Origin of the sequence: Hyphomicrobium sp., from assembly GCF_036262015.1 — a bacterium.
Lineage (GTDB): Bacteria > Pseudomonadota > Alphaproteobacteria > Rhizobiales > Hyphomicrobiaceae > Hyphomicrobium_C.
The window spans coordinates 33,575-60,090 of record NZ_DATAJR010000006.1; the positions used below are offsets into that span (position 1 = coordinate 33,575).

The window sequence follows — 26,516 nt, forward strand, 5'->3', positions numbered from 1 at the left end:
AGCTGATGTCGTCAGCGGCCGGTCGCTTCGGCACGCGCGCGCAGGCTGCTCCGCGCCTTGTACTTCTCGGTAAGCCCATCCCACTCGATGTCGAGCGAGCCGCCGGTCGTCTTGTGTTGGCGGTCCCAGTTCGTCAGCAGGTCGATGCAGGCATGATCGATGTAGTCGAGATCGCCGATATGGACGTGCACATGCGTGTTGGGCTTGAGCCGTTCCAGCTCGCTTGCGAGTATCGGCAAACGGATCAGCGTCGCCGCGCCTTTAAGATGGAGATCAACGCGGTCGCCTGACTCCTCCTTGCGGATCTCGAGGTGCGAGAACGCATAGAGCAGCTTGATGAGCGATAGCACAAGGCCGACGACCACGCCTGCGAGCAGGTTGGTGGCGACGATTGTCGCGATGGTAATGAAATAGATCGCAACCTCGCTCGTGCCGTACTTCCGCAAGGTCGGCACGATCTTCGGATACGCAAGCTTGTAGCCGGTATAGACGAGCACCGCCGCGAGTGCGGAGACTGGAATATAAGTCAGTGTGAACGGCAGTACGCTCGCGAATAGGAGCAGCCAGATGCCGTGCAAGATCGCAGAGGCACGCGTCACAGCTCCGGCATCGACGTTGGCGCCCGAGCGCACGATGACGCCGGTCATCGGCAGCACGCCGAGCAGGCCGCAAAGCGTATTGCCGACGCCCTGCGCCGTGAGTTCCTTGTCGTACTTCGTGCGTGGGCCGCTGTGCATCTGATCGACAGCCGTTGCACAGAGCAGTGTTTCCGCGCTGGCGATGAAGGCGATTGAGATGGCGCCGATGAGGATCGGTGTTTCGAAGATGCGCATCAGATTTTCTGGCGTCGGGAATACGACCGTCGACCAGATGTTGTCCGGCACTTGGACGTAGTGAATGTCCGTGAGGCGGAGAACGCTTGCGGCAATCATAGCCACGATCACACCGACCAGCGGCGCGGGCATCATGCGCCAAGACTTGGGGGCGAACGACCAGCCCGCAATGGCGAGGATCGTGAGAAGGCCGATGGCGCCCGCCTTGAGCGTGTGGTCACCCGCTTGGAAGGCGGCCAGCAGCGCACCGGGAATGCCGATGAGGTTCTGGATGCCGGTGCCGATCGGCTTGCCGTCGAGCATGACGTGGAACTGTGCGACGAGGATCAAGACGCCGATACCCGCAAGCATGCCGTGAATGACGGCCGGTGAAACGGCGCGGAACCATTGGCCGAGCTTGAACGTGCCGGCGGCGAACTGGAGAAGGCCGGCGAACAGGACGACCACGCCGAGCATCTCGGCACCGTTGGACTGAACGAACTGAAGAACGAGAACGCTGAGGCCCGCCGCGGGGCCGCTTACCTGAAGGGGGGAACCGGCAAGCGAACCGACGATGATGCCGCCGATGATGCCGGTAATGATGCCGGCCGTCGGCGGCATGCCCGAGGCGATCGAGATGCCCATGCAGAGGGGCAGCGCGACGAGGAAGACGACGACTGAGGCAAGGAGGTCCTTGCTGAGGGTCGAGGTCGACGAAGACTGTGACGTCATGAATAATCGCGCCGGGCCTTCTTTGTTGTTGTCCAGCGCGCCCCTTATTTGCTGCGAAGCAGCGTTCCCCAAACGCCGCGGACGATAGCGGCTGGATGTCACACCCGCAACCGGAAGTGAGACGCCTTACGGCGAAGGGTCACAAGCTAGGGGTGCTGGGGCTGTGCACAGCTTGCAGGTGGGGTGCGACGATTGCAGGCTCGCACTCGGCGGTGCTTGAGGTAAAAACCTTAGTAACACGCCACGGATCCCGCCGCGTGTACCTGGAAATTCCTGACTTTTCCTTTGGGCCATAGAGCATGTCGAGCTTCCCCGAAACCCTGACCGACCGCTTCCGCCGCTTCAAGCATCGCCACTTCGTTCCCAATGCCGATCAGTACGAAGAGCTGGCACGATACGGCCAAAGCCCGGAAGTGATGGTTATCTCGTGCTGTGACAGCCGCGTAGACCCGGAAACCATCTTCACCGCCATGCCCGGTGAGATGTTTGTGGTCCGCAACGTCGCGAACCTCGTTCCACCCTATGAGACGGGCGGCAAATACCACGGCGTTTCGACCGCGATTGAATTCGCGGTCATGAATCTCCGGGTTAAGCACTTGATCATCATGGGCCATTCCGGCTGCGGCGGCGTCAAGGCGGCACTCGACCAAAGCGCTGCAATCCAGACCGAGGCCATGTTCATCTCGCGCTGGATGTCGATGCTCGACGAAGCGCGTCTTCGCGTCCTGGCATCGCACCAGATGTCCCCGACCGCCGAAAAGCTGAAGGCGCTCGAACTGGAAGGCATCAAGAACTCGATCGCCAATCTGCGAACATTCCCGTTCGTGAAGAAGGAAGAGGATAAGGGTCGTCTTTCCCTTCACGGCGCCTACTTCGATATCGCGACTGGCGAGCTGAGTGTCCTCAACCACTCGCGCGGTGAGTTCTTCGCGCTGTAGCAAATTTTGGGCAGCGGCCGGAATGTATGCTTCGTTACCGACAGCATCCGGCCGTCGCCCCTAACGTGCTCGCATCGGCGAAGTAGATGTCAGGCAATGCCGACTGAGAGACGCCTTCAATTGGGCTCCCGCCTGTCTCGCGACATGGAAGAGGCAGAGACCCATGGTGTACGCTCCCCGTTCCTTCTTCGAAAACGAAGACTTGATTCAACTCCGGCAGGTATTCGTCGAGTCCTGCGATCGGCTTGAGATCGGTTGGACTGTCGACCGGGCTCCGGTCAGGGAGCGCATTGCAAACCTGATCATGCTGATGGCACGCGGGGAAAGCGATCCGGAAATAATTCAGCGCCGCGTGATGCTGTACCTGCAGAATTGATAAGCGATATCACGGCCTTGCGGTGCGCGCCTTTTCGATCTCGGGCAGCAGCTTGCTCTCCAGGCTGCTTTGGGAGATGGGCCCCACGTGCTTATAGGCGATCTCGCCACGGCCGTTGATGACGAACGTCTCGGGCATTCCATAGACACCCCATTCGATGGCGCTGCGCCCGGTTTGATCAGTGCCGATGGCCGTGAAGGGGTTGCCGAAGCGGCCGATGAAGCGTCGGCCGGCCTCCGCCTGGTCCTTGTAGTTGACGCCGTAGATATCGACGCCCGAGCGCTCCCGGAGCGTGATGAGGAGAGGATGCTCCTCGATGCACGGCCCGCACCAGGAGGCCCAGAAGTTCACAACCGAAACCTTGCCCTTCGCGAGGTCGGCGGCATGGAAGCCGGGAACCGGCTGCCCATTGTCTGTGAGGCCTTCGAGCGGCGGGAAGTTGGTCTGCGGGACCGGGCGGCCGATGAGCGCCGAGGGTAGCTTGCTGGGATCGCCGGTCAGTCCGAATGCGAACAATCCCGCGAGTGCGATGAAGATCAGCAGCGGAGCCATCACCCAGCCGCGGCCACGGCGGCGGACGTTTGCGTCAGTGGTCATGGCAGTTCAAGCTCCGCCTTCTTTCGCGGATCGGCGCCTGAGGCCGCGCCGGTCGGCCTCGGCAAGGGCGCTGGCCTGTCGCCATCCGTCGAAGAGGATCCATCCGATCAGGAGCCCGACGATGACGACGAATGCGCCGTAGGATCCCCAGATGAAGGCTGCGTGTGGTCCGAGATCCATGGCGTCTACTCCGCGCGGACTGAGAACAACTGATCGCCGTGCTCGACCTGCGCGAGCCGCATCGCCTTGACGCGTCGCCTCAGGATCTCGTTCTGCATGCCCTTGAGATGTAGCGCGATGAACAGCAGCGTGAAGCCGACAGCAGAGAGAAGGAGCGGCGTGCGCATACTCGGGTCCACGGTAGAAGTGAAGCCGGTGGAGGGCTGATGCAACGTGTTCCACCAATCGACCGAGAACTTGATCACCGGAAGGATCGCAACGCCAACGAGAGCAAGAACGGCCGTAAGCTTGCCGGCCAGTGCCTCGTCCTCGAGCGAAGATCGAAGCGCGATCAGGCCGAGGTAGAGGAAGAACAGGATCAACACCGAGGTCAGCCGGGCGTCCCACACCCAATAGGTGCCCCACATGGGCTTACCCCACAGCGAGCCCGTGATCAGCGCGCAGAGCGTAAAGGCGGCACCGATTGGCGCTGCCGCCTTGGCCGATACGTCGGCGAGGGGATGACGGAACACGAGAAGGCCGAAGCTCGAAACCGCGACGATCGAATAGCCCATCATGGCCAACCAGGCCGACGGCACGTGGATGTACATGATCTTCACCGTTTCGCCCTGCTGATAGTCGGGCGGTGAGACGAAGAACACGAGGTACATGGCGTACCCGATGAAAAGAACGGCCCCTCCGGCGACCCAAGGCAGGATCGTGCGAGAGATCTCCATAAAGCGGGTCGGGTTGGCGAGGCGCTGGGTCAGAGTTTGCATGGGCTTCATGTAAAGCGCTTCCGGAAGACAGGGAACCGGTTTTCCCGGAGAAGGCAGGTTAAACAACGTTAAGGCGGCCGGTCTAAGGCCGCAATTTGCGGCTCCGCCGCACTCCTACGACATTTGAAGGCGCAACGCCGCAGCCGAGGCAATCGGTGCTGCCGCGAGCGACGCAACCGATATGGCGAGCAGGATGAGGAGTGAGGCGCCGAACCCGTCCTGGCCGACACTCGCGAAGCCTATGGCCGAAATACCGAAAATCAGGGTCGGAATGTAGAGCGGCAGCACCAGCAAGGCGAGCAGCAGCCCCCCGCGACGAGCCTTGAGCGTCAAGGCCGCGCCGATACTGCCGAGAAAGCTGATCGCCGGCGTGCCCGCCAGCATGGTTGCCACCAGTGCGGGCGTCAGCGCGATATCAAGATTGAGCATGAGCCCGAGCACGGGGGCCATCAGGGCAAGGGGGATGCCGGTCGAAATCCAATGTGCCAGCGCTTTGGCCGTCACGGCGAGTTCCAGAGGAAGAGGTGCGGTCGCCATCACTTCGAGTGATCCGTCCTCGTGATCGGCTTCGAACAACCGCGGGAGAGACAGCAACGCCGCGAGCAGCAGCGCAATCCACAGCACGCCCGGCGCAATGCGCGACAAAAGTTTGAGATCGGGGCCGAGCCCAAGCGGCAGCAGTGCGACGACGACCACATAGAAGCCAAGCGCCGTCCCGAGCGCCGAGCCCTCACGCACGGCGAGGAGGAGATCGCGTTTGAGAAGGGCTAGAAAGGCACTCATGGCTGCTGTCCCTCGACCGGAGGAAGGCCCGCTGATTGGGTTGTCGAGGTTCCGGGAGATGGCCCGAGCCGGAGATAGACGGGCCGCTCGAGGCCGAGGGGCAGATGTGTCGCGGCGATCACGAGACCGTCGCGCGCAAGGTGCTGTTGGATAAGGCGAGCAAGCAGCTCGGTGGAAGCAGCGTCCAGCGAAACGGTCGGCTCGTCGAGGAGCCAGATCGGGCGTGTCGCGATGCTGAGGCGCGCGAGTCCAAGCCGCCGTTTCTGCCCCGCTGACAGAAGGCCGGCCGGAAAATCGGCGAGGGCGGCGAGGCCAAAGTCACCGAGCGCCGCATCGACGCGATCCGCGAGTGTCGCCCTGTCTCCTCCGAGATATTCGCCCCAGAAGGCAAGGTTCTGCTCGGCGGTCAGGTTGGCTTTGATGCCCGTCAGGTGGCCGACATAGTGGCACACCTCCGCGACATCCCGATTTGCCGAGTCGCCTTTGAGCGAAATGGTCCCGGAAACGGGCGCAATGAAACCGGCGAGCGTACGGATCAGCGTCGTCTTCCCCGCTCCGTTTGGCCCGACGAGCAGCAACGCTTCACCGGCCTGCGCCGTGAAGGACAGGTTCGAGATGACGGTGCGCGTTCCGCGCTCGACAGTCAGATTATCGGCTTGAAGATGGATCACGCGACAGACCGGAGTTCCGCTCGAAGCGCGTTCGTCTGCGAGGGGTTTGCAAAATTTACGAGCACAACTGTGCTGGTTCTCGACTTTTGGTGCCTATATAATTTGCTTGCTTCATAGTATGCCACTGCAAAAATACCGTTGGCGCACCCGTGCCCTACGAGGTGGTCATGCCGACGGGCTGTATAGCGTCAGCCCAATAAATCCTGTTCTGAGGAGAAGAAACGTGAGCGCTTCTACGACCACCACATCTGCGCCAACCTCCCTCGACAGCTTCAACTGCCGCAAGACGCTTTCCGTAGGCGGTAAAACCTACGTCTACTACTCGCTCATCGATGCGGAGAAGAACGGTCTCGCAGGCATCTCAAAGCTGCCCTACGCGATGAAGGTTCTCCTCGAGAACCTGTTGCGCCATGAGGATGGGCGCACCGTCACCAAAGCCGACGTCGTGGCAATGTCGGAATGGCTTCAGAACAAGGGCAAGGCTGAAAAGGAGATTGGCTTCCGCCCCGCGCGCGTGTTGATGCAGGACTTCACCGGCGTTCCGGCTGTCGTCGACCTCGCCGCGATGCGTGACGGCATGCTGACCCTCGGCGGCGACGCGAAGAAGATTAATCCGCTCGTCCCGGTGGATCTCGTCATCGATCATTCCGTCATCGTCGATGCCTTCGGCAATGCCGACGCGTTCAGCAAGAACGTCGAGCTCGAATATGACCGCAACGGCGAGCGCTATCTGTTTCTCAAATGGGGACAGGATGCCTTCGCGAACTTCCGCGTCGTGCCGCCGGGCACCGGCATTTGCCACCAGGTCAACCTCGAGTACCTCGCACAAACGGTCTGGACTGCGACGACCCCGAATGGCGAAACGCTCGCCTACCCCGATACGCTCGTCGGAACCGACAGCCACACCACGATGGTGAATGGTTTGGCGGTGCTCGGCTGGGGCGTGGGCGGCATCGAAGCCGAAGCAGCCATGCTGGGTCAGCCGCAATCGATGCTTATTCCCGAGGTGATCGGGTTCAAGCTCGACGGTGCGTTGAAGGAAGGCGTCACCGCGACAGACCTCGTGCTGACCGTGACGCAGATGCTGCGCAAGAAGGGCGTGGTCAACAAGTTCGTCGAGTTCTACGGTCCGGGCCTCGACAACCTTACGCTCGCCGACCGCGCGACCATCGCCAACATGGCGCCCGAGTACGGCGCCACCTGCGGGTTCTTTCCGGTCGACAACGAGACGCTGAACTATCTTACGATCTCCGGGCGTGACCCGTCGCGTATTGCGCTGGTCGAGGAGTACTGCAAGGCACAGGGGCTGTTCCGCACGAAGGACGCCGGCGATCCCGTTTTCACCGACACGCTATCTCTCGACCTCAAAACCGTCGGCCCCTCGCTCGCAGGACCGAAGCGGCCCGAAGGTCGCATCGCGCTGTCCGACGTCAAATCTGGCTTCGCTACGGCCCTTGAGGGTGAGTACAAAAAGCCGGGCGAAGAGGCGAAGCGCGTAAAGGTCGAAGGCCATGGATATGAGCTTGGCCACGGCGACGTCGTCATTGCCGCCATTACGAGCTGCACGAACACGTCGAACCCGTCGGTACTCATCGCCGCCGGTCTCTTGGCGCGCAACGCCGCCGAAAAGGGGCTCAAGGCTAAGCCGTGGGTGAAGACTTCACTTGCGCCGGGAAGTCAGGTTGTCGCCGCCTATCTCGAGAAGGCAGGCCTGCAGAAGTATCTCGACAAGGTCGGATTCAATCTCGTTGGTTTCGGCTGCACGACCTGCATCGGAAACTCCGGTCCTCTTCCGCCCGAGATTTCCAAAGCGATTAATGACAACGGTCTTGTCGCTGCGGCCGTGTTGTCTGGAAACCGCAACTTCGAAGGCCGCGTCAGTCCCGACGTTCAGGCCAACTACCTCGCCTCGCCGCCGCTCGTCGTGGCGTATGCTCTCGCAGGCTCGGTGAGCACGGATCTCGCCAGCGAGCCGCTGGGCACCGGCAAGGACGGCAATCCGGTCTATCTCAAGGACATCTGGCCGTCGAACCAGGAGGTCCAGAGGTTCATTGCCGAAAACATCTCGCGCGATCTCTTCAAGTCGAAATACGAGGACGTGTTCCGCGGCGATGACCGCTGGCGCACGATCAAGGCGGGCACCGGTTTGACCTACGGGTGGGACAACAAATCCACGTACGTGCAGAACCCGCCCTACTTCAAAGGCATCACCAAGTCCGCCCGTCCCGTCACGGATATCGAAGGCGCGCGCGTCCTTGCTCTGTTCGGCGACAAGATCACCACCGACCACATCTCGCCCGCCGGCTCCATCAAGGCGGCATCTCCGGCAGGCAAGTATCTTCTCGATGAAGGCGTGCAGCCGGCAGACTTCAACCAGTACGGCACGCGGCGCGGCAATCACGAGGTGATGATGCGCGGCACCTTCGCCAATATCCGCATCAAGAACCACATGGTGAAGGATGCCACCGGCAACGTCGTCGAGGGCGGATACACCGTTCATCATCCCTCGGGCGAGAGGCTTGCGATATACGATGCCGCGCAGCGCTACGCGGCCGAAGGCGTGCCGCTCGTCGTGTTCGCGGGTGTCGAATATGGCAACGGCTCATCGCGCGATTGGGCCGCCAAGGGAACGAACCTCCTCGGCGTGAAGGCGGTCATCGCGCAGTCCTTCGAGCGCATCCACCGTTCGAATCTGGTCGGCATGGGCATCGTCCCGTTCGTCTTCGAAAGCGGAACCAGTTGGCAAAGCCTCGGTCTCGACGGCAGCGAAACCGTGACTCTCAGAGGTCTTGCGAGCCTCAAGCCGCGGCAGACGGTCGATGCGCTCATCACCAAGGCGGACGGATCCAAGCAGGTCGTGCCTCTCGTCTGCCGGATCGATACCCTCGACGAGATCGAGTACTTCAAGAACGGCGGCATTCTGCAGTACGTGCTCCGCAATCTCGCAGCGTAAGGAATTCGGGGTGCGGGTTGCCGCTCTGGCCCGATCCGGAAACTACGTAGGGCATCCGGCCTGGCAAAATCAGGCGGGATGCCCTGGACCATCGGCGCTTGAGATCCTATCAATCAGGGCGACACGCGGCTGACGATCGGGGGCGCGCAGGATTGGCCGGCGCGAGGCCGCCCGTCGATAAAGCGCAAGCATGCAAGATAGATCCAGGTCGAGAGTTCTCCGTGCCCTGAGCCGCTCCGCTGCTGCCGCAGCTTGCGTCGTTCTCGCGGCGACCCTCGCTCTGGCCCAGGCGCCCGCAGAGCCGGTCGAGCCTCCGGCGCAAACGCCGAGCGCCCGAGAGCCGCGTCCTGTCATCGAGATGTTCACGAGCCAAGGCTGCTCGGACTGTCCCGCCGCCGATGCGCTTTTGAAGCTGTTCATCGACAAGAAGGACGTAATCGGACTGACTTTGCCGGTCGACTATTGGGACTATCTCGGATGGAAGGACACGCTCGCCGGTCCTCGCAACGCCGAGCGCCAGCGCGAATATGCGCAACGGTTCGGAATCGGCACGGTTTATACGCCGCAGGCTGTCGTCAACGGGGCAGCGGAAGTTCTGGGTTCGAGCGAGTCGGAGATCGAACGGGCTCTCAATGCCACGGAAACCGCGCTCGGAAGCAGCCGCATTCCCGTGCATTTCTGGCACTACGGCAACAACATCATCATCGAGACCGGCAGCCTGCCTCAGGGCTCCGAGCCAAAAGAGACCACTATCTGGCTGGCGGTGGTTCAGAAGGTCGTCGAGGTCGAAGTGAAGGGCGGCGAAAATCGCGGCAAGACTCTGACCTACTACAATGTCGTGCGCGAGTTGACGCCGGTTGGCATTTGGAACGGCCGTCCGACAACGATCCGTCTTTCCCGTGCTGCGATCATGCGGCCCGAAACGGAAGATCTGGTTGTCCTCATTCAGGAAGCCAACGCGGGCCCGATCATCGGCGCCGCGAGCTTGAACGAATAGCCGCTACTTGCAGCTCCACATCAGACCGCGATCGAAATGGAAGTGGTTGGCGTGCGCCGCATTGAAATCGGGACCGAGCGCGACCCGGAAATATCGGCACGCGCGCCGATGCGCCTCACGCAGGAATTCGCTTTCGGGGCCTTTGCGTTTCCAGTCCTTGAGAACGGAGATCGAGCGCCCGTCTGCGAGCGTGAAGCCAGAGATATCGATGGCATTGGCACTCGCATGTTGGCTGCGCACGCCTTTCCAGAACGGATTGCCGACGATGTTGCGACAATCGTAGGTCCCCATATCGCCGAGCCGCACGACCTCTTGGCCGAACATCTCCTTGGCGAGTGGTTGAACCTCGTGCTCCACCCACAGCGTGAGCGCCGCAGCCATCTCGCAGGTGAGCGGCTCGACGCCGATTTTCGCCCCGCCGGTCTGTGTGAACTTCACCGCGTTGGTCCAGCCGCAATTGTTGTCCGAGACGCGATCCGGGATCGGCGTCGCGTCGATGTGCGGTTCCTTGAGAACTGCGAGGCAAAGGTCGGGATCGAAGCGCAGCGACGACAGTTTGGGATCGACGAAAAAGGGTCGTCCTTTTTCGAGCGAAATCGGGCTGAACGGGCTGAATCGCTGCGGAACGAGGCCGAACCAGAAAGCGCCTGCCGCGGCTAGGAAAAAAACCAAAAGCAAAAGAAGCTTCGAAAAAAGACGCCGTGGCCTTTGCCGCATAGCTCCCCCTGCACCTCGGGCGCCGATCCGCCGATCCCCAGATCCGCGAACGATGGCGCACACGAGCAATCAACTCGAGCGTGTCCCCGCCGTTTACCCTAGTGGGTTTCTCGCCGCCTCGAAACCCCGAGGGTTACGGAGAGGCTCAGAAGTCGCTGATGATCCCGCCCTTTTCCCAATCGCCGTAGCGGGTCGGTTCGGGGCCTGCAGGTCCGCCGAGCTCCGGCTGCCGGTCCTCTGCGGTGCGGTCGGCCGCAGCACGGCGCTCTGCTGCCTCGGCGAGCGCCCGCCGCGCCGCCGGAGAGAGGGCGCTGGTCGGTGCCGCATTGTCGGAAGACGGAGCTGCGGTGGGTTCGTCTTGGCTCTGGGTCATCGGATACCCGAACTCTCTCCCTAAGGATCCTGGTCGTCGGCTCACGTCTTTCCTATATAGCAGGACCGAATGTGCGCGCGATGCGGCGTAGCGGGCATCTGGGCCCGAGCGTCGAATGGCGGTACAGGGTTGGAGTGACGGAATGCCGATGAACTACGCCAAGACTGCTGCCCTTCTCGCGGCTTTGACCGCGATTTTCGTCGCTTTGGGCGCGGCGATCGGCGGCCAGCAGGGAATGATCATCGCTTTTTTTGTGGCGCTCGCCATGAACGTGTTCAGCTTCTGGAATTCGGACACCATGGTCCTCAAGATGTTCGGGGCCCATGAGGTCGACGAGCGGTCCGCGCCCGAATACTACGGCCTCGTTCGCGATCTGGCGCAGCGGGCCGGCCTGCCGATGCCGCGCGTCTATGTCATGGAGAACCCGCAGCCGAATGCGTTTGCGACCGGCCGCAGCCCGTCCCGCGCGGCCGTCGCCGCGTCCACCGGCTTGCTCGACATGCTCTCCCGCGAGGAGATCGCCGGCGTCATCGCGCACGAACTTGCGCACATCAAGAACCGCGACACGCTGACCATGACGGTGGCGGCGACGATCGGCGGCGCAATCTCCATGCTCGCCCAGTATCTGCAATTCGGCATGATGTTCGGCGGCCATCGCGATGAGCGCGGAGGCGGCATCGGCATGATCGGCGCGCTCCTCGCCATGCTCGTGGCGCCGTTCGCCGCCATGCTGGTGCAAATGGCGATCAGCCGGTCGCGCGAGTACAGCGCCGACCGCATGGGCGCGCTCATCTGCGGCAACCCTCTTTGGCTCTCGTCGGCGCTGATGAAGATCGATACCGCTGCGCGCCGCATTCCGAATGAGGAAGCCGAACAGGTTCCCGCCGCTGCGCATATGTTCATCATCAATCCGCTGACCGGGCAGGGCATGGACAACCTGTTCTCGACCCACCCGAATACGGAGAACCGTATCGCTGCTCTTGAGGCGCTGGCGCAGGAGATGCGCCGCTCGGGCATCGACCTTGGCGGCCGGCTCCCGTCTGGCCAAACCGGCTCCTCCGGTCCATGGTCGGGACCGTCGCAATCCGGCGGTCCTTGGGGCTAAAGAGCACGGTGAAATCATCCGCTTGACGGACCTGCGCTCTCCCGCCAAGGAAGCGCAGGCAGGCCGCCGCGATCGTGCCGCGGGCTGCACTTGATCCTTCAGCGCAACTTCGGTCCAACGCCTCGATGCCCTCTCCGCCACACCATGCGCAGCGTCCGAAGCCCTCCGGCTATTCGGCGCGCGCGCTTGCCGTTGGCGCTCTCGCTGCCATCCTGGACAAGGGCCGTCCCCTCGAGGACGCCTTCGAAGCCGGTGTTGAGCGCTCCGGCGTCCGCGAGCCGCGTGACAGGGCGCTGGCCCGTCTGATCGTCATGACCGTGCTCCGCCACAAGGGGGAGCTGCAATCAGTCATCAATTCCTTCTTGGAAAAACCCCTGCCCGCGGACTGCGGACGCCTCCATCCCATCCTGCTATCCGCCGCAGCGCAGCTCCTGCTTCTCGATACGCCGCCCCATGCAGCGATCAGTATTGCGGTCGACCAGTGCCGGGAAGATCGCAAGACGCAACGCTTCGACAAGCTCACCAATGCGGTTCTGCGGCGTGTGTCCACGGCCGGCAAGGAGATCATGGCGCGCGCGGATCCCGTCGCCGCCAACGTGCCGACCTGGCTGATGTCGCGCTGGAGCGAGGCGTACGGCGACGTGTTGGCGCGTGAGATCGCGGCCGCCTCGTTGCGCGAGGCGCCGCTCGATCTCTCCGTCAAGTCGGAGGCCGAAGCCTGGGCCTCGCGCTTGGGCGGGGAGGTGCTTTCAACGGGATCCGTGCGCCTCGCGCGCGCCGGACGCGTTGAGGATCTGGAAGGCTATGTCGATGGGGCCTGGTGGGTTCAGGATGCAGCGGCGGCCCTGCCTGCACGCCTGCTTGGCCCGGTCTCGGGTCTGCGTGTTGCCGATCTCTGCGCCGCTCCCGGCGGAAAGACGGCGCAGCTCGCAGCATGGGGCGCGAAGGTCACGGCGGTGGATCACTCGGCGACCCGGATCCGGCGGCTGAAGGAGAACCTCGCGCGGCTTGCGCTCGAAGCGGAAATTGTCGAGGCGGACGTTACGACCTGGAAGCCCGCTGACAGCGTTGATGCCGTGTTGCTCGACGCGCCCTGCAGCGCCACCGGAACCATTCGGCGCCATCCGGATATTCTCCACCTCAAGCGCAAGGACGACGTTTCGGAGCGTGTCGCGCTCCAGCGGCGTCTGCTCGATCAGGCGGCCTCGATCGTGCGGCCGGGGGGACGGCTGGTCTACTGCACGTGCTCGCTCGAACCCGAAGAGGGCCCGGCCCAGGTGGCGCGCTTCCTGGCCGATCAAGCGGATTTTGTCCGCGTCCCGGTCGCGGCCGGAGAGGCCGGCATCCCTGCGGATTGGCTCACGCCCGACGGTGATCTGCGCACCTTGCCGAACCATCTTTCACGAGCCGAACCGGGGCTTTCCGGGCTCGACGGGTTTTATGCCGCACGCCTGCAAAAGCAGGCTTGAGCCTAAGATTTACCCACCGTTCTTGCGCATGAAATCACGCCGCAGATTGAGGAGGGAAACCGGCATGCTACCATCGGCCGGAAGCCAGTCGGCATCTGCGGCTAGAGTGCTTCCGGAAAAGTGGGAACCGGTTTTCCGATAAGAAGCACGACAAAACAAAGAACTAGGGTCGGTCCGCGTTTCAACTAAAGCCGGAACGACCCTAGATCTATCGCTGTTGGCGCGGCCTGAGGGGTGGAATGGCGCGGCTCAAGCTTTCGGAGCGGATCAGAATTACGCATCTCGCTGCAGATCGCCTGCGGCGCGGCGCGATTTCGTCCGTCCTCTACTCGCCGCCCTTCCGCTGGCAGTTCGGTGCAACCGCCTCCGAGCAGCTTCTGATCGTCCCGCAGGATTTGCGCACCGCCGACCCGAGTTTCTGGGCGGAAGTCGAAGTTGGACAGTTTGGCCTTGCCGGTGCCGTGGCGATGGCCGACGAGATCTCGCCGTTCGATCTCGTGCCGCCGGGTGAAGGCTGGGCGCAGGAGCTGCACGGCTTTGGCTGGTTGCGTCACCTCGCAGCCGCGGCCCGGCCCGAGGCCCGTGAGACGGCACGCCTTCTCGCCGCCGAATGGGCACTGCGCCATCGGGGGGGCGGCGGGGGGCTGGCGTGGGAGCCGGACGTCACTGGACGCCGCCTCATCTCCTGGATCTCTCATTCGGCACTGCTGCTCGAAGATGCCGACGCAGAGACGTACGATATCCTGACCGAGAGCCTTGGTATCCAGCTCGTCCACTTGGCCGCGAGCTGGCGCAACAGTCCGAGCGGCTATCCACGGCTTCTTTCGCTTCTGGCGTTGCTGCTCGCACAGCTCTGCATCTCCGGGCACGAAGGACAGGTCCCCGAAACCGAGAAGATGTTCGTGCAGGAGCTGGATCGTCAGATCCTCTCCGATGGCGGTCACATCAGCCGCAATCCCGGCATCCTCGTGGAGCTGATCCTCGACCTCTTGCCGCTCCGCCAGTGCTTTGTCGCACGCAGCCGCACGGCACCGCCGGAGCTCGGCACGGTCCTGAGGTCGATGCTGGCCATGCTGAAATACATGCGCCTTGGCGATGGGATGCTCGCCCGTTTCAACGGGATGGGTGTCGCTTCACCCGCGGGCCTCGCGACCGTGCTCGTCTATGACGACAACCCCGGCACCATCCCGACCGCGGCACCCGCCTCGCGCTATTTGAGGATCGAACGCGGCGTCTCCACGCTCATCATGGATGCCGGCTCTCCCCCACCGCTCGAAGCGGCAGCAGAAGCGCATGCCGGCTGTTTGTCATTCGAATTCAGCGTCGGCACCGAGCTCATGCTCGTCAATGGCGGCGCGCCGTCGGCGTCGAATAGCGAATGGCGCGCGGCCTCCCGCGCGACGGCAAGCCACAACACGCTCTGTCTGCGCGAAAAGTCGTCCTCGAAACTGATCCGGCATAAGACGCTCGAAGAGCTGGTGGGCGGTCCCCCGATCCGCTACCCCGACGAGGTTGAAGCGAGGATCCGAGCCCACGACGACACGCTTGAGATCGAAGCGCAGCACAACGGCTACATCCGCCGTTTCGAGCTGTTGCACCGGCGCACACTCGCGCTCAACGGCTCCGGACGCCGCTTGTTGGGTATCGACCGCCTGTCCGGCAGGCAAGGTACGCTGCGCCTACGCCAGGACATTCCTTTCGCCGTCCACTTCCACCTTCACCCGGCGGTGCGCTGCCGGCGCAGTGACAACCCGAACGTCGCCATCATCCAGCTCCCGAGTGGCGATACCTGGTGGTTCAGCCTCGAAGGCGCGCACCTCGCCATCGAGGAAAGCACGTACTTCGCCGATTCCGCTGGCCCACGGCGCTCCCTGCAAATCGTTGCGCGGGGCGCCACCTTCGGAGAGACAGAGGTGCGCTGGGTGGTGGAAGGCCAGTAGATTTGGTGCTCAAACTCTAAAACACGCAACGTCAAGGATACGTCACGACCGATGCAGGACCCAAACCCGAAGATTCGCCGCGCGCTCATCTCGCTTTCCGACAAGACGGGGCTCGAGCACCTCGCCCAGGCGCTCGCCGAGCGCAATGTCGAGCTGATCTCGACGGGCGGCACGGCGGCGAAACTCAAAGGCGCGGGTTTCGCGGTCACCGACGTGGCGGAAGTGACCGGGTTTCCGGAGATCATGGATGGGCGCGTAAAGACGCTGCATCCGAAGATTCATGGCGGCCTGCTTGGTGTGCGCGGAAATGCCGAGCACGTGAGCCAGGCAGAGAAGCACAAGATCGATCCGATCGATCTCCTGATCGTGAACCTGTACCCGTTCGAGCAGACGGTTGCGAGCGGCGCTTCGTTCGACGATTGCGTCGAGAACATCGACATCGGCGGTCCGGCCATGATCCGCGCGGCCGCCAAGAACCACGCGTCGGTGACGGTCATCGTCGATGGCGCCGACTTCGAGCCCTTGTTGAAGGAAATGTCGGCCCACGGCGGCCGTACGACGCCGGAATTCCGGAAGCGGCTCGCGGCGAAGGCTTACGCGCGTACGGCGGCCTACGATGGAGCGATCGGCAATTGGCTCGGCGCGGTGGCTGAAAGCTCCGAGGGCTCTGCGGCTGGCTTTCCGCCGACCTACACCACGCAATACCGCAAAGCGATCGACATGCGGTATGGCGAGAATCCGCATCAGCGCGGCGCATTCTACGTATCCCCCAATGCGCCTGTTGGAACGGTCGCAAGTGCCAAGCAAATCCTCGGGAAAGAGCTGTCGTACAACAACGTGGCGGACAGCGACGCCGCGCTCGAGTGCGTGAAGGCGTTTTCTGACAAACCGGCTTGCGTCATCGTCAAGCACGCCAATCCATGCGGCGTGGCGGAAGGCGATACGTTGCTTGCCGCATACGATCGCGCCTATCGCACCGATCCCGAGTCCGCATTCGGCGGCATCATCGCGTTCAATCGTGAGCTGGACGCCGAGACCGCCGCGCAGATCGTCGATCGTCAGTTCGTCGAGGTCATCCTCGCGCCCTCCGTCACGGACCAAGCAAAAGAGGCGGTTGCGGCGAAGAAGAACGTCCGGCTGCTGGTCACCGGAGCTTGGCCGCTTGTTCCTGCGCAGCGTTTTGACACCAAGACGGTGACAGGCGGTCTGCTGGTGCAGGACGCCGATCTTGCCCTCTACGACAGCTTGCGGATCGTGACCAAACGTCAGCCGACTTCGGAAGAAATGGCCGATCTCCTGTTTGCCTGGAAGGTGGCCAAGTTCGTGAAGTCGAACGCCATCGTCTATGCCAAGGGCGGCGCGACGGTTGGCATCGGCGCCGGCCAAATGAGTCGGGTGAACTCCTCGCGCATCGCGGCCATCAAGGCGGAGATGGCCGGTCTCGACGTCAAGGACTCGGCGGTTGCATCCGATGCCTTCTTCCCATTCGCGGATGGATTGCTTGCTGCAGCGGAAGCCGGCGCCACGGCCGTCATTCAGCCTGGTGGCTCCATGCGCGACGAGGAGGTCATCCGTGCTGCCGATGAGCAAGGTCTCGCGATGGTGCTGACCGGCATGCGTCATTTCCGGCACTAGACCATAAAGATATGTGATGGCGGCCCGCATAACCCTGAAGCCAGCGACGCGGGCCGACTTCGCCCTCATTCGACGCTGGCTGGCCATGCCGGACATTCAGGACTGGTGGGGGCCGGTCTCCGCGACCGAAGCCGAAGTCAACATGGCTCTCGCTTCGGAGCACGCCCTCTGCCGCTTGATCGAAGCAGATGGCGGGCCCGTCGGCTATGCTCACGCCGTCGACGCGACACTGTGGGGCGACAACCTTCCCGACGAACTCGAGCCCGGAACCTGGGATCTCGATCTCTTCGTCGCTGCCGAAGAGCATCGCGGCAAGGGCGTAGGCCAAGTCGCGCTTGCGCTGCTGCGCGACGAGGTCTTCGCAACGACGCTTGCCGTTGCGGTATGCGTCTTCCCATCGGTCAAGAACGAGCGGGCTGTGCGCGCTTACGAGAAGGCTGGCTTTCGCTGGCAGCGGGTCTGGCACGATCCGCAAACCGGACCGGCTTGGTTCATGGTCGCGCGGCGGCCGTAGGCGTCCGCAGTTCGTTGAATCTGCACCGGGAGCGCATTCGTACTTCCGACGTCAAACGTTCGTATAATTATTTCGATTAAATTGGAGGCAAATCGCGCCTTCGGCGGCGCTCGGGATACCCCAAGGGTACGATCATGCGCCTTCTGCTCCTGACCCTCACACCGCGCTACCTTTTGTTAACGGTTGCCGTAACGGGCGCCCTCGTGGTCGCCCTCGCCGCTCTCGCGGCCCCGTCCGACACCCTCTACGTCACGCTTCCGCTGCTCGCGTTCTTCTCGTTCTTCGCCGCCCTTGGCGTGCGCGACGTGATGCAGACGAAGCATGCCATTCTGCGCAACTATCCGATTGCAGCGCACCTGCGCTTCATTCTCGAGAATATTCGCCCCGAGATGCGCCAGTACTTCTTCGAAGCGGACAAGGACGGCTCTCCGTTCCCACGCGACAAGCGCGCTATCGTCTATCAGCGCGCCAAGAAGGAACTCGACAAGCGCCCGTTTGGCACGATGTACGATGTCTATGAGAACCGTTACGAGTGGCTGCATCATTCCATGGCGCCGAAGGAGCCGGCGCACGTTCCGTTCCGCATTCTGATCGGCGGACCTCAGTGCGCGCAGCCTTATTCGGCGTCCGTCTTCAATATCTCCGCGATGAGCTACGGCTCGCTTTCGGCCAATGCCATCCGCGCGCTCAACAAGGGTGCGGCGATGGGCGGTTTCGCGCACGACACGGGAGAGGGCGGCTTCACGCCTTATCATCGCGAGAATGGCGGTGACATCATCCTTCAGATTGGGTCTGGCTACTTCGCCTGCCGCAATCCAGACGGCTCGTTCTCACCGGAAAAATTCGCACAGATCTCCGCCAATCCGCAGGTCAAGATGGTGGAGATCAAGCTCTCTCAAGGCGCTAAGCCGGGGCATGGCGGTGTGCTGCCGGCCGCGAAAGTCACGGAAGAAGTCGCCCGCATCCGCGGCGTCGAGCCGGGACGCGATTGCATTTCTCCGGCACGCCATCCCGCCTTTTCGAATCCCATCGAGCTGATGAGCTTCGTCGCCGAGCTGCGTAGATTGTCGGCAGGCAAGCCGATCGGCACCAAGCTCTGCATCGGCCATCCGTGGGAATTCCTCGCCGTGGTCAAGGCGATGCTCGAGACGGGCATCACGCCGGATTTCATCGTCGTCGATGGCAAGGAGGGCGGCACCGGAGCTGCGCCTCTCGAGTTCATGGACCACATGGGAATGCCGCTGCGGGACGGATTGGCGTTCGTCCACTCGGCGCTCGTCGGAGCCAACCTCCGGGACCGCATCAAGATCGGCGCGTCGGGCAAGATCACGAGCGCATTCGACTTGGCGCGCGTGATGGCCCTCGGTGCGGACTGGTGCAATGCCGCGCGCGGGTTCATGTTCGCGGTCGGATGCATCCAGGCTCAGCAGTGCCACACGGACCGTTGCCCCACAGGTGTCGCCACGCAGGATCCCGCGCGCCAGCGCGGCATCGATGTCCCGAGCAAGGCCGAACGTGTTGCCCAGTTCCACAAGCAAACGGTGAAGGCGCTGGCTGAACTCATCGCGGCGGCCGGACTGAACCACCCGCATGATCTGAAGCCCCATCACTTCATGCATCGTGCCGCGCCCGACCGCGTCGTGACATTTGCCGAGCTCTACCGCCCGTTGAAACCGGGCGAGCTGCTCTCGGGCACGAACGATCTCCGCTATGCGCACGCATGGTCTGTCGCCAATGCGGATAGTTTTGACCCGTACGAAAGCGTCGTGACGCTTCCGCACGTTATCGCAGCCGAGTAGCGCTTACGTCGCGGCCTTATGCGGCGCGCGGACCGCGAGCATCAGAACAAACCCGGCGATCAGGAAGATCGCAATCGAAGCCATGCCGAGACGCTGGCTGTCCGTCGCCTGCGTGACGGCCGCGACCATCAGGGGCGCCATGAACGCCGTGACCTTTCCCGAGAAGGCGAACAGGCCGAAGTACTGCGTGATCTTGTCCGGCGGAGCCAATCGTGCGAGGAGCGCACGGCTCGCGGCCTGGACCGGCGCCGCGACAAGGCCGACGATCACCGCGAACGCCAGAAACACCTTCTCGCCCGTCGAGGAGAAGGGCTCTGAGCCCGCCGCCTTGGGAACCACCTCGCTGAAGTAGAGGACGTGGTTTGTGTCGACGGAGAGAATTCCGAGCGACCCGGCGAGCAGCAGCAGCAATGAGACGATGATGACGGTCTTCGATCCGACTCTGTCGTCGAGCACGCCGCCGATCACCGCGCCGAAAACACCGGCCAGCGTCAGCACGATGCCGAATAGACCCAGCTCCATCGCGCCCCATCCGAACACAGACGCGCCGTAGATCCCGCCGAAGGCGAAGATCGCCGCCAGGCCGTCCGTATAGATCATGCGCGCGATCAGGAAGAACAGCATGTCGCGATGCGACGGCAATTCGCGCAGCGTCTGCCAGAGGACTTCGGTGGCCGGGCGCGTGCCCGCCGCATCCGTACCGCGTCGCGTGTCCGGCACGAACAGGAAGAACGGGATCATGAACAACGCATACCAGATCGCGGAGAACGGACCGACCAGCCGGTCGCCCTCGCGCGTCGCAGCGTCGAGCGAGATCAGCGGTTCGAGTCCGAGCAGCGTGCGACCGGTGGTCGGGTCCCCAACAATAAGCCCGGCCATGATCGCGAGGCTCAACAGCCCGCCCGCGTAGCCGACAGCCCATCCGATGCCGGAGAGGCGCCCGAGTTCACCCCGTGGCACCAGGCTCGGCATCATCGAATTGGTGAATACGGTCGTGAACTCGGCCATGGCCGTGGCCACCACGAAAGCGGCCAGGACAAGGGCGATCGTTGCCGTGTCGGCCCCCGGCGCCGCCAGCCAAAGCGTCGCGAGCCCGCCGATGAAGAGGATCGAGAATAACGCCATCCAGGGCTTGCGACGCCCGCCGCCGTCCGCGACCGCGCCAAGAAACGGGCTGCCGAGCGCGATGATGATGCCGGCGGCCGCCGCTGCGTACCCCCAGAGCGCCTGCCCTTGGGTCGGATTGGAGGCCACCGCGTTGGCGAAGTACGGCGCGAAAAGAAAAGTCAAAACCAGGGTGTAGTAAGGCTGGGCCGCCCAATCGAAGAGCACCCATGAAACGAGCGCCCGGCGTGGTGCGCGCACGTTTGCGGCGGTAGCGGTGTTGAGCATGGTGTCCCCCGGTCTGTTGGCGCGATCTTAGAACAGCCGGTGGAATTGGGGCATCTTCTTTAGCGGTCGGCCCAGTGCTGGGCATACTCGGCGCCGCGAAGTTCGAATGCGTCCTCGATAACGTAGGGCCCACCTCCGACTTTCGGCCGCGAGGAGAACAGGAAGAAGCGCTCCACCTGAAACGGCTTGCTGCGGAATGCGCCGAGCTCCTCGAGCACGCGTGCGACAGCCTCCGGCCGCGTGCCTTTGAGCCGCGCCATCGTCACATGAGGTTTGAAGCCATGCTTGTCGGGCGGTAGACCGGCACTCCGTGCCGCCCGCTCGTTGGCGCGTGCCAAGGCATCGAGCCAGGGATTGCTCTCGACGCCGGCCCACAAGGTGCGCGGCTGCTGCCCACCGAATGCGCCGAACCCTGAGATCGTGAGTTCGAACGCTGCTTCGTCGATGGTCGACAGCGCGGCGTGGAATTCATTGGCTGTCGGGTTGTCGATATCGCCCGCGAAGCGCAGCGTCAGGTGCATGTCCTGCGGCTCGATCCATTTCGCGCCCGCGAGCGGCCTCGCGAGATCGGCGAGATGCTCGGTCAGTGCATCGGGCAGTTCGAGGCCGGTGAAGAGACGAGGCATAGGCAACGATCCGGGCTTTTACGACTTCGAAAGCGCCGAACGGCGCTCGCGCACACGCGTGATCAACTCTTCGACTTTGGGCAGAATGCGCGCGACGATGACGCCAATGCCTTCCTCGGTCGGATGCATTCCGTCCGGCAGATTGAGTTTGGCATCGAGCGCTACGCCGTCGAGAAAGAAGGGATAAAGCAACGCGCCGTGTTTTTCGGCGAGGTCGCTGAAAATGGCTGCGAAGCGTGTTTCGTACTCTTTGCCCCAGTTCTTAGGCGCCTCCATGCCCGCAATGAGCACGACGATGTTCCGGCCCCGGAGCTTCGCGAGGATGGTGTCGAGGTTGCCGCGCGTTTCGTCAGGATCGATTCCGCGCAGCGCGTCGTTCGCGCCGAGCTCGACGATGACGGCCTCTGTTCCCTCAGGGATGGCCCAGTCGAACCGTTCGAGCCCGGCAGCGGTCGTGTCGCCGGACACGCCCGCGTTCGAGACGTCGACGGAATAGCCCTTGGCCTTGAGCGCCGCGGCGAGTTGCACTGGAAATGCGCCGTCTGGCTTCAGCATGTATCCGGCTGTCAGGCTGTCGCCCAAGGCCACGATCCGGATCGGCGCCGCATCGTCTGCCGCGTGCGCGGCGCCGAAGCCGACCAGGAGCCAGAGGTTGACGATCGCGATCAGTCTCACCATCTGACCCACGAAGGTCGAAGCACTTTGCTTTGCCTTCATTTTTTTGCCTCACCTCACCGCGACAGTTACCGGTCCGTTGAATCTCTCTAGCATTCGAGAGACACCGAGCCTGATGGAGCCTCCCCAAGTGCCCGAGCCGATCATTCGCCTGACCGATGTCCGCCTCAACCTGGAGAGCAGGGCCGGTGTCGTCGAGATCCTGAAGGGCATTTCTCTGGAAGTCCCACGCGGGCAGTCAGTGGCCATTGTCGGACCGTCAGGGTCTGGGAAAACGTCGTTGCTCATGATCCTTGCCGGGCTCGAGCGAGCCACCAGTGGGGATGTGCACGTTGCAGGCCGCGATTTCAATGCCCTCGACGAGGATCAGATGGCACTCGCGCGCGGCGAGGACATCGGCATCGTATTTCAATCATTCCATCTTATCCCGACCATGACGGCGCTCGAGAACGTAGCGCTTCCGCTGGAGTTCGCGGGCGCTGGTGACGCGCGGGAGCGCGCGCGAACCCTGCTGTCCGATGTCAGCCTCGCCCCACGCCTCGACCATTTTCCCGCGCAGCTTTCAGGCGGCGAGCAGCAGCGCGTGGCGCTCGCGCGCGCGCTTGCACCACAGCCGAAGCTGCTCTTGGCGGATGAACCCACCGGCAATCTCGATGGCAGGACCGGGCGTCAGGTCGTTGACCTTCTCTTCGGCATGAAGCGCAAGAGTGGCGCGACACTGGTTCTCGTCACACACGACGAACGGCTCGCCAGGGAGTGCGAGCGCACGATCCGCATGGCGGATGGACAAATCGTGGCGGATGAACAGGCTGTGGTGGCCGCATGACCGCAACGGATCTGGCAACAACTGCGCCCGTCGCGCGGACAGGTCTGCGCTTGCCGCGACTCTTCGGCATTGCCTTGCGCGAGTTGCGCGCGGGCCTCAATGGCTTCTACATCTTCATGGCCTGCGTCGCGCTCGGCGTGGCTGTGATTGCAACCGTGAGTACGCTCTCCGATGCGCTGCGCGCAGGATTCGAGCGCCAGGGCGAGATGATCCTCGGCGGCGACGTGACGTTCTCTCGTATGCACGCGCGCGCGACGGATGCCGAACGGAACTGGTTTCAAGCGCGCGGGCGCGTTAGCGAAACGGCCACGATGCGCACCATGGCGCGGACGCTCGATGGCAACGAGCAGGCGCTCATCGAGATCAAGGGCGTTGACGCCGCCTATCCGCTCGCCGGAACCGTGGACGTCGAGGGGATGCCGTTCGCGGACGCCATGACGTCCGATGGGGGTGTCGTCGTCACACCTGTTCTCTTGAATCAGCTTGGCGTGAAGGTCGGCGATAAGATTCGCATCGGCGACGCTGAAGCCACCATCCGCGCGACGTTGATCAACGAACCCGATGCCGTCGCCGACCGGCTGACCTATGGACCGCGCGTATTTGCCTCTCTGGCCACGCTCGACAAGACTGGTTTGGTGCAGCCTGGCACGCTTATTCGCTGGCGCTACGCGCTGAAGCTTCCTCCGGAAGTAGGCGCCGGGCGCGACGACCTGGCTGCCTTTCGCACTACGGCGAAATCGCAGCTCGAGACGTCGGGCTTCATCATTGCCGATCGCCGTGACCCGTCTCCCCAGGTTACGCGCACGCTTGACCGGCTCCGCCAATTCCTGACGTTTCTGGGACTAGCTGCCTTGCTCGTCGGCGGCGTCGGCATCGCCAGCGCAGTCGCGACGTTCATCGATCGCCGCCGCAACGTTATCGCCACGATGAAAACGGTGGGCGCGACCAGCCGAACGGTTCTGCTCATCTTTCTGATACAAGTGTTGGCCATTTCGCTGATCGGCGTCGTCGTCGGTTTGGCGATCGGCCTGTCGGCGCCACGCTTCTTGATTGCGTTCTACGGGGATGCGCTGCCTATCAAGGCGGAACTCGCCTATTCGCTCGGCAGTATCGTGACCAGCGCGACCTACGGCCTGCTTGTCGCGCTTCTCTTTACGTTGTGGCCCTTGGGTCGCGCAGAGCTCATCAAGCCGAGCGTTCTCTTCCGTGATGAGATCGCACCGGAACGCGTCTGGCCGCGCCGTGGAATTATTGCGCTCACCGCGGTGATTGCCGCGGCGCTCCTCGGGTTCGTGCTGATGATGGCTGAGTCCATGCGCATCGCGCTCTATTTCTGCGGCGCGCTCATTCTCGTGTTCCTGGTTTTCACGGCACTCGGGTCTGTCGTCACGTGGGGCGCGCGTCGCATCGCGCGGCCCAAGTGGCCGGAATTGGCGCTCGCCATCGGCAATATTGGAGCGCCCGGTGGTCTCACACGCTCCGTTGTTGTCTCGCTCGGTGCGGGCCTGTCCTTGCTCGTGGCCGTGGCGCTCGCGGATGCGTCGCTCGTGCAAGAGCTGACCGGCCGCCTCCCGCAGAAAGCACCGAGCTATTTCTTGCTCGATGTGCCGAAGAACGAGGCCGACGATCTCGCCAAGATCGTGGAGCGCGAAGCGCCAGGCACGCACCTCGTCAACGCGCCGATGCTGCGCGGCCGGCTGGTCGAGCTGAAGGGCCGAAAGGCCGAAGAATTCAAGCCGCCCCCCGAAGCGCAATGGGTGCTGAATGGCGATCGAGGGCTCACCTATTCCGACACGCTCCCCGAAGGCTCGACCCTCGTCGAGGGCGACTGGTGGCCGGCGGACTATTCCGGCGAGCCCCTCGTATCCTTCGAACGCGACCTTGCGCACCACCTTGGCCTCAAGATCGGAGACCAGGTCACAGTCAATGTGCTGGGCCGCAATCTCACGGCCCGCATCGCCAATCTGCGGGAGGTGAAATGGGAAAGCCTGACCCTCAACTTCGTCCTCGTCTTTTCATCCAATGCGTTGAAGAGTGCCCCGCATAAGCTGCTGGCGACGGTCAGCCTGCCCGAAGGCACCTCGCTCGACACGGAGGCCCGGATCGGTCGCGCGGTCGGCAAGGCGTTTCCATCCGTCACGGTCATCCGCGTGAAGGATGCGCTCAACGCCGCGACCGAGATTCTGACGAAGGTCATGGTGGCCGTGCGCGTTGCGGGCGCCGTGACACTGATTGCCGGTGCGCTTGTTCTTGCCGGGGCCCTCGCCACGGCTCAGCGCCGCCGCATTCTCGAAGCCGTCGTCCTGAAGGTGCTCGGAGCGACGCGACGCAGGATTCTGATGACGCACTTCATCGAGTACACGCTGCTTGCCACCGTGGCCGCACTATTCGCTGCGGTGCTCGGCGCCCTCGCCGCCTGGGTCGGTGTCACGGAGGTGATGAAGATCCCCTTCACCTTCAGCGTCGAAGCGGTCTTGCGTGCGCTCGCCCTCGCGATCGGCCTCGTCCTTCTGTTCGGTTCCTTAGGGACGTGGGCAGCGCTGCGCGCCAAGCCGGCGGCTACCCTCAGATCTGAATAGGAAATTTGGCTTCGCTAATCTTAGCCATACGTAAATATACATCAGTATTGAGGTACGTTTTACCAGAGCGGCGAGATTAACATTCTGGCCGAATTGGCTTATATATGGAATTACGTGCCCGGCATGCAGGAACCCGTCCTTGAAAGGAGGGTGTCCTGACCCAATATGCCTGGGGCAAATTCAGTTTGCGCTAGAAGTCTTTAAGGGGACTCACACACGATGGCACAGTTTGACAGCAGATACACGCAATCGACGACCGTCGGCCGCGCCGACGTCGACGAAGGTCTGCGCGCATACATGCTGGGCGTCTATAATTACATGGCGGCTGGCGTCGCGCTGACCGGCATCGTCGCCTATCTCGTTTTCTCGATGGCCGTCACCAACGACGCTGCCTCCGCCGCCGCAACGCTACCCAACGGCAAGATGCTGACGTCCTTCGGCGTCGCGATCTTCACCAGCCCGCTGAAGTGGGTCCTGTTCTTCGCGCCGCTCGCCTTTGTCTTCTTCTTCGCTTTCAAGGCGAACAGCATGAGCGTTGGCGCTGCCCAGACCTCGTTCTGGATCTACGCCGCTCTTGTCGGTGCGTCTTTGTCGTCGATCCTGCTGGTCTTCACCAGCACGTCGATCGCCAACGTCTTCTTCATCTCGGCGGCAACGTTCGCGAGCCTCTCGATCTGGGGCTACACCACGAAGCGTGACATCTCCGGTTGGGGCTCGTTCCTCTTTATGGGCTTGATCGGCGTCATCATCGCCAGCCTCGTGAACCTCTTCACGCAGTCGAGCGCGATGAGCTTCGCGATCTCTGTGATCGGCGTGCTCGTGTTCGCGGGCTTCACGGCCTACGACACGCAGCGCATCAAGGACACCTACTTCGAGGTCGCCGGCAACGCCGAAGCGGCTGCCAAGGCTTCGATCTTCGGCGCCCTGTCGCTGTACCAGGACTTCGTTGGCCTCTTCGTCAACCTGCTCCAGCTTATGGGTAGCCGCGAGTAGGGCAGAAACACCGACGTGACCTAAACGTGCGAAGGGCCCCGCTGCAAGGCGGGGCCCTTTCGATTTGTTGGCGACG

Annotated in this window: 24 protein-coding genes; 13 read left to right on the plus strand and 11 right to left on the minus strand. The window is 63.0% G+C overall.

The window, feature by feature from the left end; genetic code table 11:
- Positions 1-11: 11 nt before the first annotated feature.
- The gene (locus VHO05_RS05705) at positions 12-1,544 is read right to left on the minus strand and encodes a SulP family inorganic anion transporter (protein WP_329645635.1); all 1,533 of its coding nucleotides are present in this window, start codon (positions 1,542-1,544) and stop codon (positions 12-14) included.
- 299 nt (positions 1,545-1,843) lie between these two features.
- On the opposite strand from VHO05_RS05705, the gene VHO05_RS05710 reads away from it, so the two are divergent.
- Together VHO05_RS05710 and VHO05_RS05715 are read left to right on the plus strand one after the other, a co-directional pair.
- Complete coding sequence (locus VHO05_RS05710; RefSeq protein WP_329645636.1) at positions 1,844-2,482, plus strand: carbonic anhydrase; 639 nt, start codon at positions 1,844-1,846, stop codon at positions 2,480-2,482.
- Positions 2,483-2,645: 163 nt separating this feature from the next.
- On the plus strand, positions 2,646-2,858 hold the full coding sequence (locus VHO05_RS05715; protein ID WP_329645637.1) for a hypothetical protein: 213 nt from the start codon (positions 2,646-2,648) through the stop codon (positions 2,856-2,858).
- A gap of 9 nt (positions 2,859-2,867) precedes the next feature.
- Here VHO05_RS05715 and VHO05_RS05720 read toward each other — a convergent pair whose 3' ends face one another.
- The 5 genes from VHO05_RS05720 to ccmA all read right to left on the minus strand — a co-directional run bounded on the left by VHO05_RS05720 (position 2,868) and on the right by ccmA (position 5,844).
- Positions 2,868-3,455: a DsbE family thiol:disulfide interchange protein gene (locus VHO05_RS05720; protein WP_329645638.1), complete on the minus strand. Its 588-nt coding sequence runs from the start codon at positions 3,453-3,455 to the stop codon at positions 2,868-2,870.
- A 6-nt stretch (positions 3,456-3,461) separates the two neighbouring features.
- A complete protein-coding gene (gene ccmD / locus VHO05_RS05725) occupies positions 3,462-3,635 on the minus strand; it encodes a heme exporter protein CcmD (protein WP_329645639.1) in 174 nt (57 codons plus the stop codon).
- 5 nt (positions 3,636-3,640) lie between these two features.
- Positions 3,641-4,393, minus strand: a complete 753-nt coding sequence (locus VHO05_RS05730) for a heme ABC transporter permease (protein ID WP_329645854.1) — start codon at positions 4,391-4,393, stop codon at positions 3,641-3,643.
- Between the two features lie 114 nt (positions 4,394-4,507).
- Positions 4,508-5,176 (minus strand): heme exporter protein CcmB, encoded by a 669-nt coding sequence (gene ccmB, locus VHO05_RS05735; protein ID WP_329645640.1) that lies wholly within the window; start codon positions 5,174-5,176, stop codon positions 4,508-4,510.
- Complete coding sequence (ccmA, locus tag VHO05_RS05740) at positions 5,173-5,844, minus strand: heme ABC exporter ATP-binding protein CcmA (protein WP_329645855.1); 672 nt, start codon at positions 5,842-5,844, stop codon at positions 5,173-5,175. Before ccmA ends, ccmB begins: the two co-directional genes overlap by 4 nt.
- A 226-nt stretch (positions 5,845-6,070) precedes the next feature.
- Here ccmA and acnA point away from each other — a divergent pair, with 226 nt between their 5' ends.
- The gene (gene acnA / locus VHO05_RS05745; protein WP_329645641.1) at positions 6,071-8,800 is read left to right on the plus strand and encodes an aconitate hydratase AcnA; all 2,730 of its coding nucleotides are present in this window, start codon (positions 6,071-6,073) and stop codon (positions 8,798-8,800) included.
- 190 nt (positions 8,801-8,990) lie between these two features.
- A complete protein-coding gene (locus VHO05_RS05750; RefSeq protein WP_329645642.1) occupies positions 8,991-9,797 on the plus strand; it encodes a DUF1223 domain-containing protein in 807 nt (268 codons plus the stop codon).
- A 3-nt stretch (positions 9,798-9,800) separates the two neighbouring features.
- Here the strand turns inward: VHO05_RS05750 and VHO05_RS05755 are convergent, their stop codons facing one another.
- Positions 9,801-10,475 carry an extensin family protein gene (locus VHO05_RS05755; protein WP_329645643.1) on the minus strand — a complete coding sequence of 225 codons (675 nt, stop codon included), beginning with the start codon at positions 10,473-10,475 and terminating at the stop codon, positions 9,801-9,803.
- A 184-nt stretch (positions 10,476-10,659) separates the two neighbouring features.
- Positions 10,660-10,887, minus strand: a complete 228-nt coding sequence (locus VHO05_RS05760; protein ID WP_329645644.1) for a succinate dehydrogenase assembly factor 4 — start codon at positions 10,885-10,887, stop codon at positions 10,660-10,662.
- Positions 10,888-11,035: 148 nt separating this feature from the next.
- Between VHO05_RS05760 and htpX the strand changes: the two genes are divergently transcribed.
- From htpX to VHO05_RS05790, 6 genes are all read left to right on the plus strand, one after another.
- Complete coding sequence (gene htpX / locus VHO05_RS05765) at positions 11,036-11,992, plus strand: zinc metalloprotease HtpX (RefSeq protein WP_329645856.1); 957 nt, start codon at positions 11,036-11,038, stop codon at positions 11,990-11,992.
- A 125-nt stretch (positions 11,993-12,117) separates the two neighbouring features.
- On the plus strand, positions 12,118-13,461 hold the full coding sequence (locus VHO05_RS05770; protein ID WP_329645645.1) for an RsmB/NOP family class I SAM-dependent RNA methyltransferase: 1,344 nt from the start codon (positions 12,118-12,120) through the stop codon (positions 13,459-13,461).
- Positions 13,462-13,700: 239 nt separating this feature from the next.
- Positions 13,701-15,401: a heparinase II/III family protein gene (locus tag VHO05_RS05775; protein ID WP_329645646.1), complete on the plus strand. Its 1,701-nt coding sequence runs from the start codon at positions 13,701-13,703 to the stop codon at positions 15,399-15,401.
- Positions 15,402-15,452: 51 nt separating this feature from the next.
- Positions 15,453-17,036 carry a bifunctional phosphoribosylaminoimidazolecarboxamide formyltransferase/IMP cyclohydrolase gene (purH, locus tag VHO05_RS05780; RefSeq protein ID WP_329645647.1) on the plus strand — a complete coding sequence of 528 codons (1,584 nt, stop codon included), beginning with the start codon at positions 15,453-15,455 and terminating at the stop codon, positions 17,034-17,036.
- 16 nt (positions 17,037-17,052) lie between these two features.
- Positions 17,053-17,550 (plus strand): GNAT family N-acetyltransferase, encoded by a 498-nt coding sequence (locus VHO05_RS05785; protein ID WP_329645648.1) that lies wholly within the window; start codon positions 17,053-17,055, stop codon positions 17,548-17,550.
- A 134-nt stretch (positions 17,551-17,684) separates the two neighbouring features.
- Complete coding sequence (locus VHO05_RS05790; protein ID WP_329645649.1) at positions 17,685-19,349, plus strand: FMN-binding glutamate synthase family protein; 1,665 nt, start codon at positions 17,685-17,687, stop codon at positions 19,347-19,349.
- A 3-nt stretch (positions 19,350-19,352) separates the two neighbouring features.
- Here VHO05_RS05790 and VHO05_RS05795 read toward each other — a convergent pair whose 3' ends face one another.
- Genes VHO05_RS05795 through VHO05_RS05805 form a run of 3 tightly spaced genes read right to left on the minus strand, consistent with a single transcriptional unit; the run spans position 19,353 to position 22,084 of the window.
- Positions 19,353-20,741, minus strand: a complete 1,389-nt coding sequence (locus VHO05_RS05795) for an MFS transporter (protein ID WP_329645650.1) — start codon at positions 20,739-20,741, stop codon at positions 19,353-19,355.
- A gap of 59 nt (positions 20,742-20,800) precedes the next feature.
- Positions 20,801-21,367: an RNA 2',3'-cyclic phosphodiesterase gene (gene thpR, locus VHO05_RS05800; protein WP_329645651.1), complete on the minus strand. Its 567-nt coding sequence runs from the start codon at positions 21,365-21,367 to the stop codon at positions 20,801-20,803.
- 18 nt (positions 21,368-21,385) lie between these two features.
- Complete coding sequence (locus VHO05_RS05805) at positions 21,386-22,084, minus strand: arylesterase (RefSeq protein ID WP_329645652.1); 699 nt, start codon at positions 22,082-22,084, stop codon at positions 21,386-21,388.
- A gap of 73 nt (positions 22,085-22,157) precedes the next feature.
- Here VHO05_RS05805 and VHO05_RS05810 point away from each other — a divergent pair, with 73 nt between their 5' ends.
- The 3 genes from VHO05_RS05810 (at position 22,158) to VHO05_RS05820 (ending at position 26,440) form a co-directional block, all read left to right on the plus strand.
- On the plus strand, positions 22,158-22,868 hold the full coding sequence (locus VHO05_RS05810) for an ABC transporter ATP-binding protein (protein ID WP_329645653.1): 711 nt from the start codon (positions 22,158-22,160) through the stop codon (positions 22,866-22,868).
- Positions 22,865-25,447 carry an ABC transporter permease gene (locus VHO05_RS05815; protein ID WP_329645654.1) on the plus strand — a complete coding sequence of 861 codons (2,583 nt, stop codon included), beginning with the start codon at positions 22,865-22,867 and terminating at the stop codon, positions 25,445-25,447. The genes VHO05_RS05810 and VHO05_RS05815 overlap by 4 nt, the downstream gene beginning before the upstream one ends.
- A gap of 219 nt (positions 25,448-25,666) precedes the next feature.
- Positions 25,667-26,440 (plus strand): Bax inhibitor-1/YccA family protein, encoded by a 774-nt coding sequence (locus tag VHO05_RS05820; RefSeq protein ID WP_329645655.1) that lies wholly within the window; start codon positions 25,667-25,669, stop codon positions 26,438-26,440.
- The last annotated feature ends 76 nt before the right edge of the window (positions 26,441-26,516 follow it).

What these genes read in the sequence shown, in the direction of transcription:
- VHO05_RS05705 (WP_329645635.1), bottom strand. Translation starts at nt 1,544, where the DNA reads ATGACGTCACAGTCTTCGTCGACCTCGACCCTCAGCAAGGACCTCCTT.
- VHO05_RS05710 (WP_329645636.1), top strand. Translation starts at nt 1,844, where the DNA reads ATGTCGAGCTTCCCCGAAACCCTGACCGACCGCTTCCGCCGCTTCAAG.
- VHO05_RS05715 (WP_329645637.1), top strand. Translation starts at nt 2,646, where the DNA reads ATGGTGTACGCTCCCCGTTCCTTCTTCGAAAACGAAGACTTGATTCAA.
- VHO05_RS05720 (WP_329645638.1), bottom strand. Translation starts at nt 3,455, where the DNA reads ATGACCACTGACGCAAACGTCCGCCGCCGTGGCCGCGGCTGGGTGATG.
- ccmD (WP_329645639.1), bottom strand. Translation starts at nt 3,635, where the DNA reads ATGGATCTCGGACCACACGCAGCCTTCATCTGGGGATCCTACGGCGCA.
- VHO05_RS05730 (WP_329645854.1), bottom strand. Translation starts at nt 4,393, where the DNA reads ATGCAAACTCTGACCCAGCGCCTCGCCAACCCGACCCGCTTTATGGAG.
- ccmB (WP_329645640.1), bottom strand. Translation starts at nt 5,176, where the DNA reads ATGAGTGCCTTTCTAGCCCTTCTCAAACGCGATCTCCTCCTCGCCGTG.
- VHO05_RS05750 (WP_329645642.1), top strand. Translation starts at nt 8,991, where the DNA reads ATGCAAGATAGATCCAGGTCGAGAGTTCTCCGTGCCCTGAGCCGCTCC.
- VHO05_RS05760 (WP_329645644.1), bottom strand. Translation starts at nt 10,887, where the DNA reads ATGACCCAGAGCCAAGACGAACCCACCGCAGCTCCGTCTTCCGACAAT.
- htpX (WP_329645856.1), top strand. Translation starts at nt 11,036, where the DNA reads ATGAACTACGCCAAGACTGCTGCCCTTCTCGCGGCTTTGACCGCGATT.
- VHO05_RS05770 (WP_329645645.1), top strand. Translation starts at nt 12,118, where the DNA reads ATGCCCTCTCCGCCACACCATGCGCAGCGTCCGAAGCCCTCCGGCTAT.
- VHO05_RS05775 (WP_329645646.1), top strand. Translation starts at nt 13,701, where the DNA reads ATGGCGCGGCTCAAGCTTTCGGAGCGGATCAGAATTACGCATCTCGCT.
- purH (WP_329645647.1), top strand. Translation starts at nt 15,453, where the DNA reads ATGCAGGACCCAAACCCGAAGATTCGCCGCGCGCTCATCTCGCTTTCC.
- VHO05_RS05785 (WP_329645648.1), top strand. Translation starts at nt 17,053, where the DNA reads ATGGCGGCCCGCATAACCCTGAAGCCAGCGACGCGGGCCGACTTCGCC.
- VHO05_RS05790 (WP_329645649.1), top strand. Translation starts at nt 17,685, where the DNA reads ATGCGCCTTCTGCTCCTGACCCTCACACCGCGCTACCTTTTGTTAACG.
- VHO05_RS05795 (WP_329645650.1), bottom strand. Translation starts at nt 20,741, where the DNA reads ATGCTCAACACCGCTACCGCCGCAAACGTGCGCGCACCACGCCGGGCG.
- thpR (WP_329645651.1), bottom strand. Translation starts at nt 21,367, where the DNA reads ATGCCTCGTCTCTTCACCGGCCTCGAACTGCCCGATGCACTGACCGAG.
- VHO05_RS05805 (WP_329645652.1), bottom strand. Translation starts at nt 22,084, where the DNA reads ATGAAGGCAAAGCAAAGTGCTTCGACCTTCGTGGGTCAGATGGTGAGA.
- VHO05_RS05810 (WP_329645653.1), top strand. Translation starts at nt 22,158, where the DNA reads ATGGAGCCTCCCCAAGTGCCCGAGCCGATCATTCGCCTGACCGATGTC.
- VHO05_RS05815 (WP_329645654.1), top strand. Translation starts at nt 22,865, where the DNA reads ATGACCGCAACGGATCTGGCAACAACTGCGCCCGTCGCGCGGACAGGT.
- VHO05_RS05820 (WP_329645655.1), top strand. Translation starts at nt 25,667, where the DNA reads ATGGCACAGTTTGACAGCAGATACACGCAATCGACGACCGTCGGCCGC.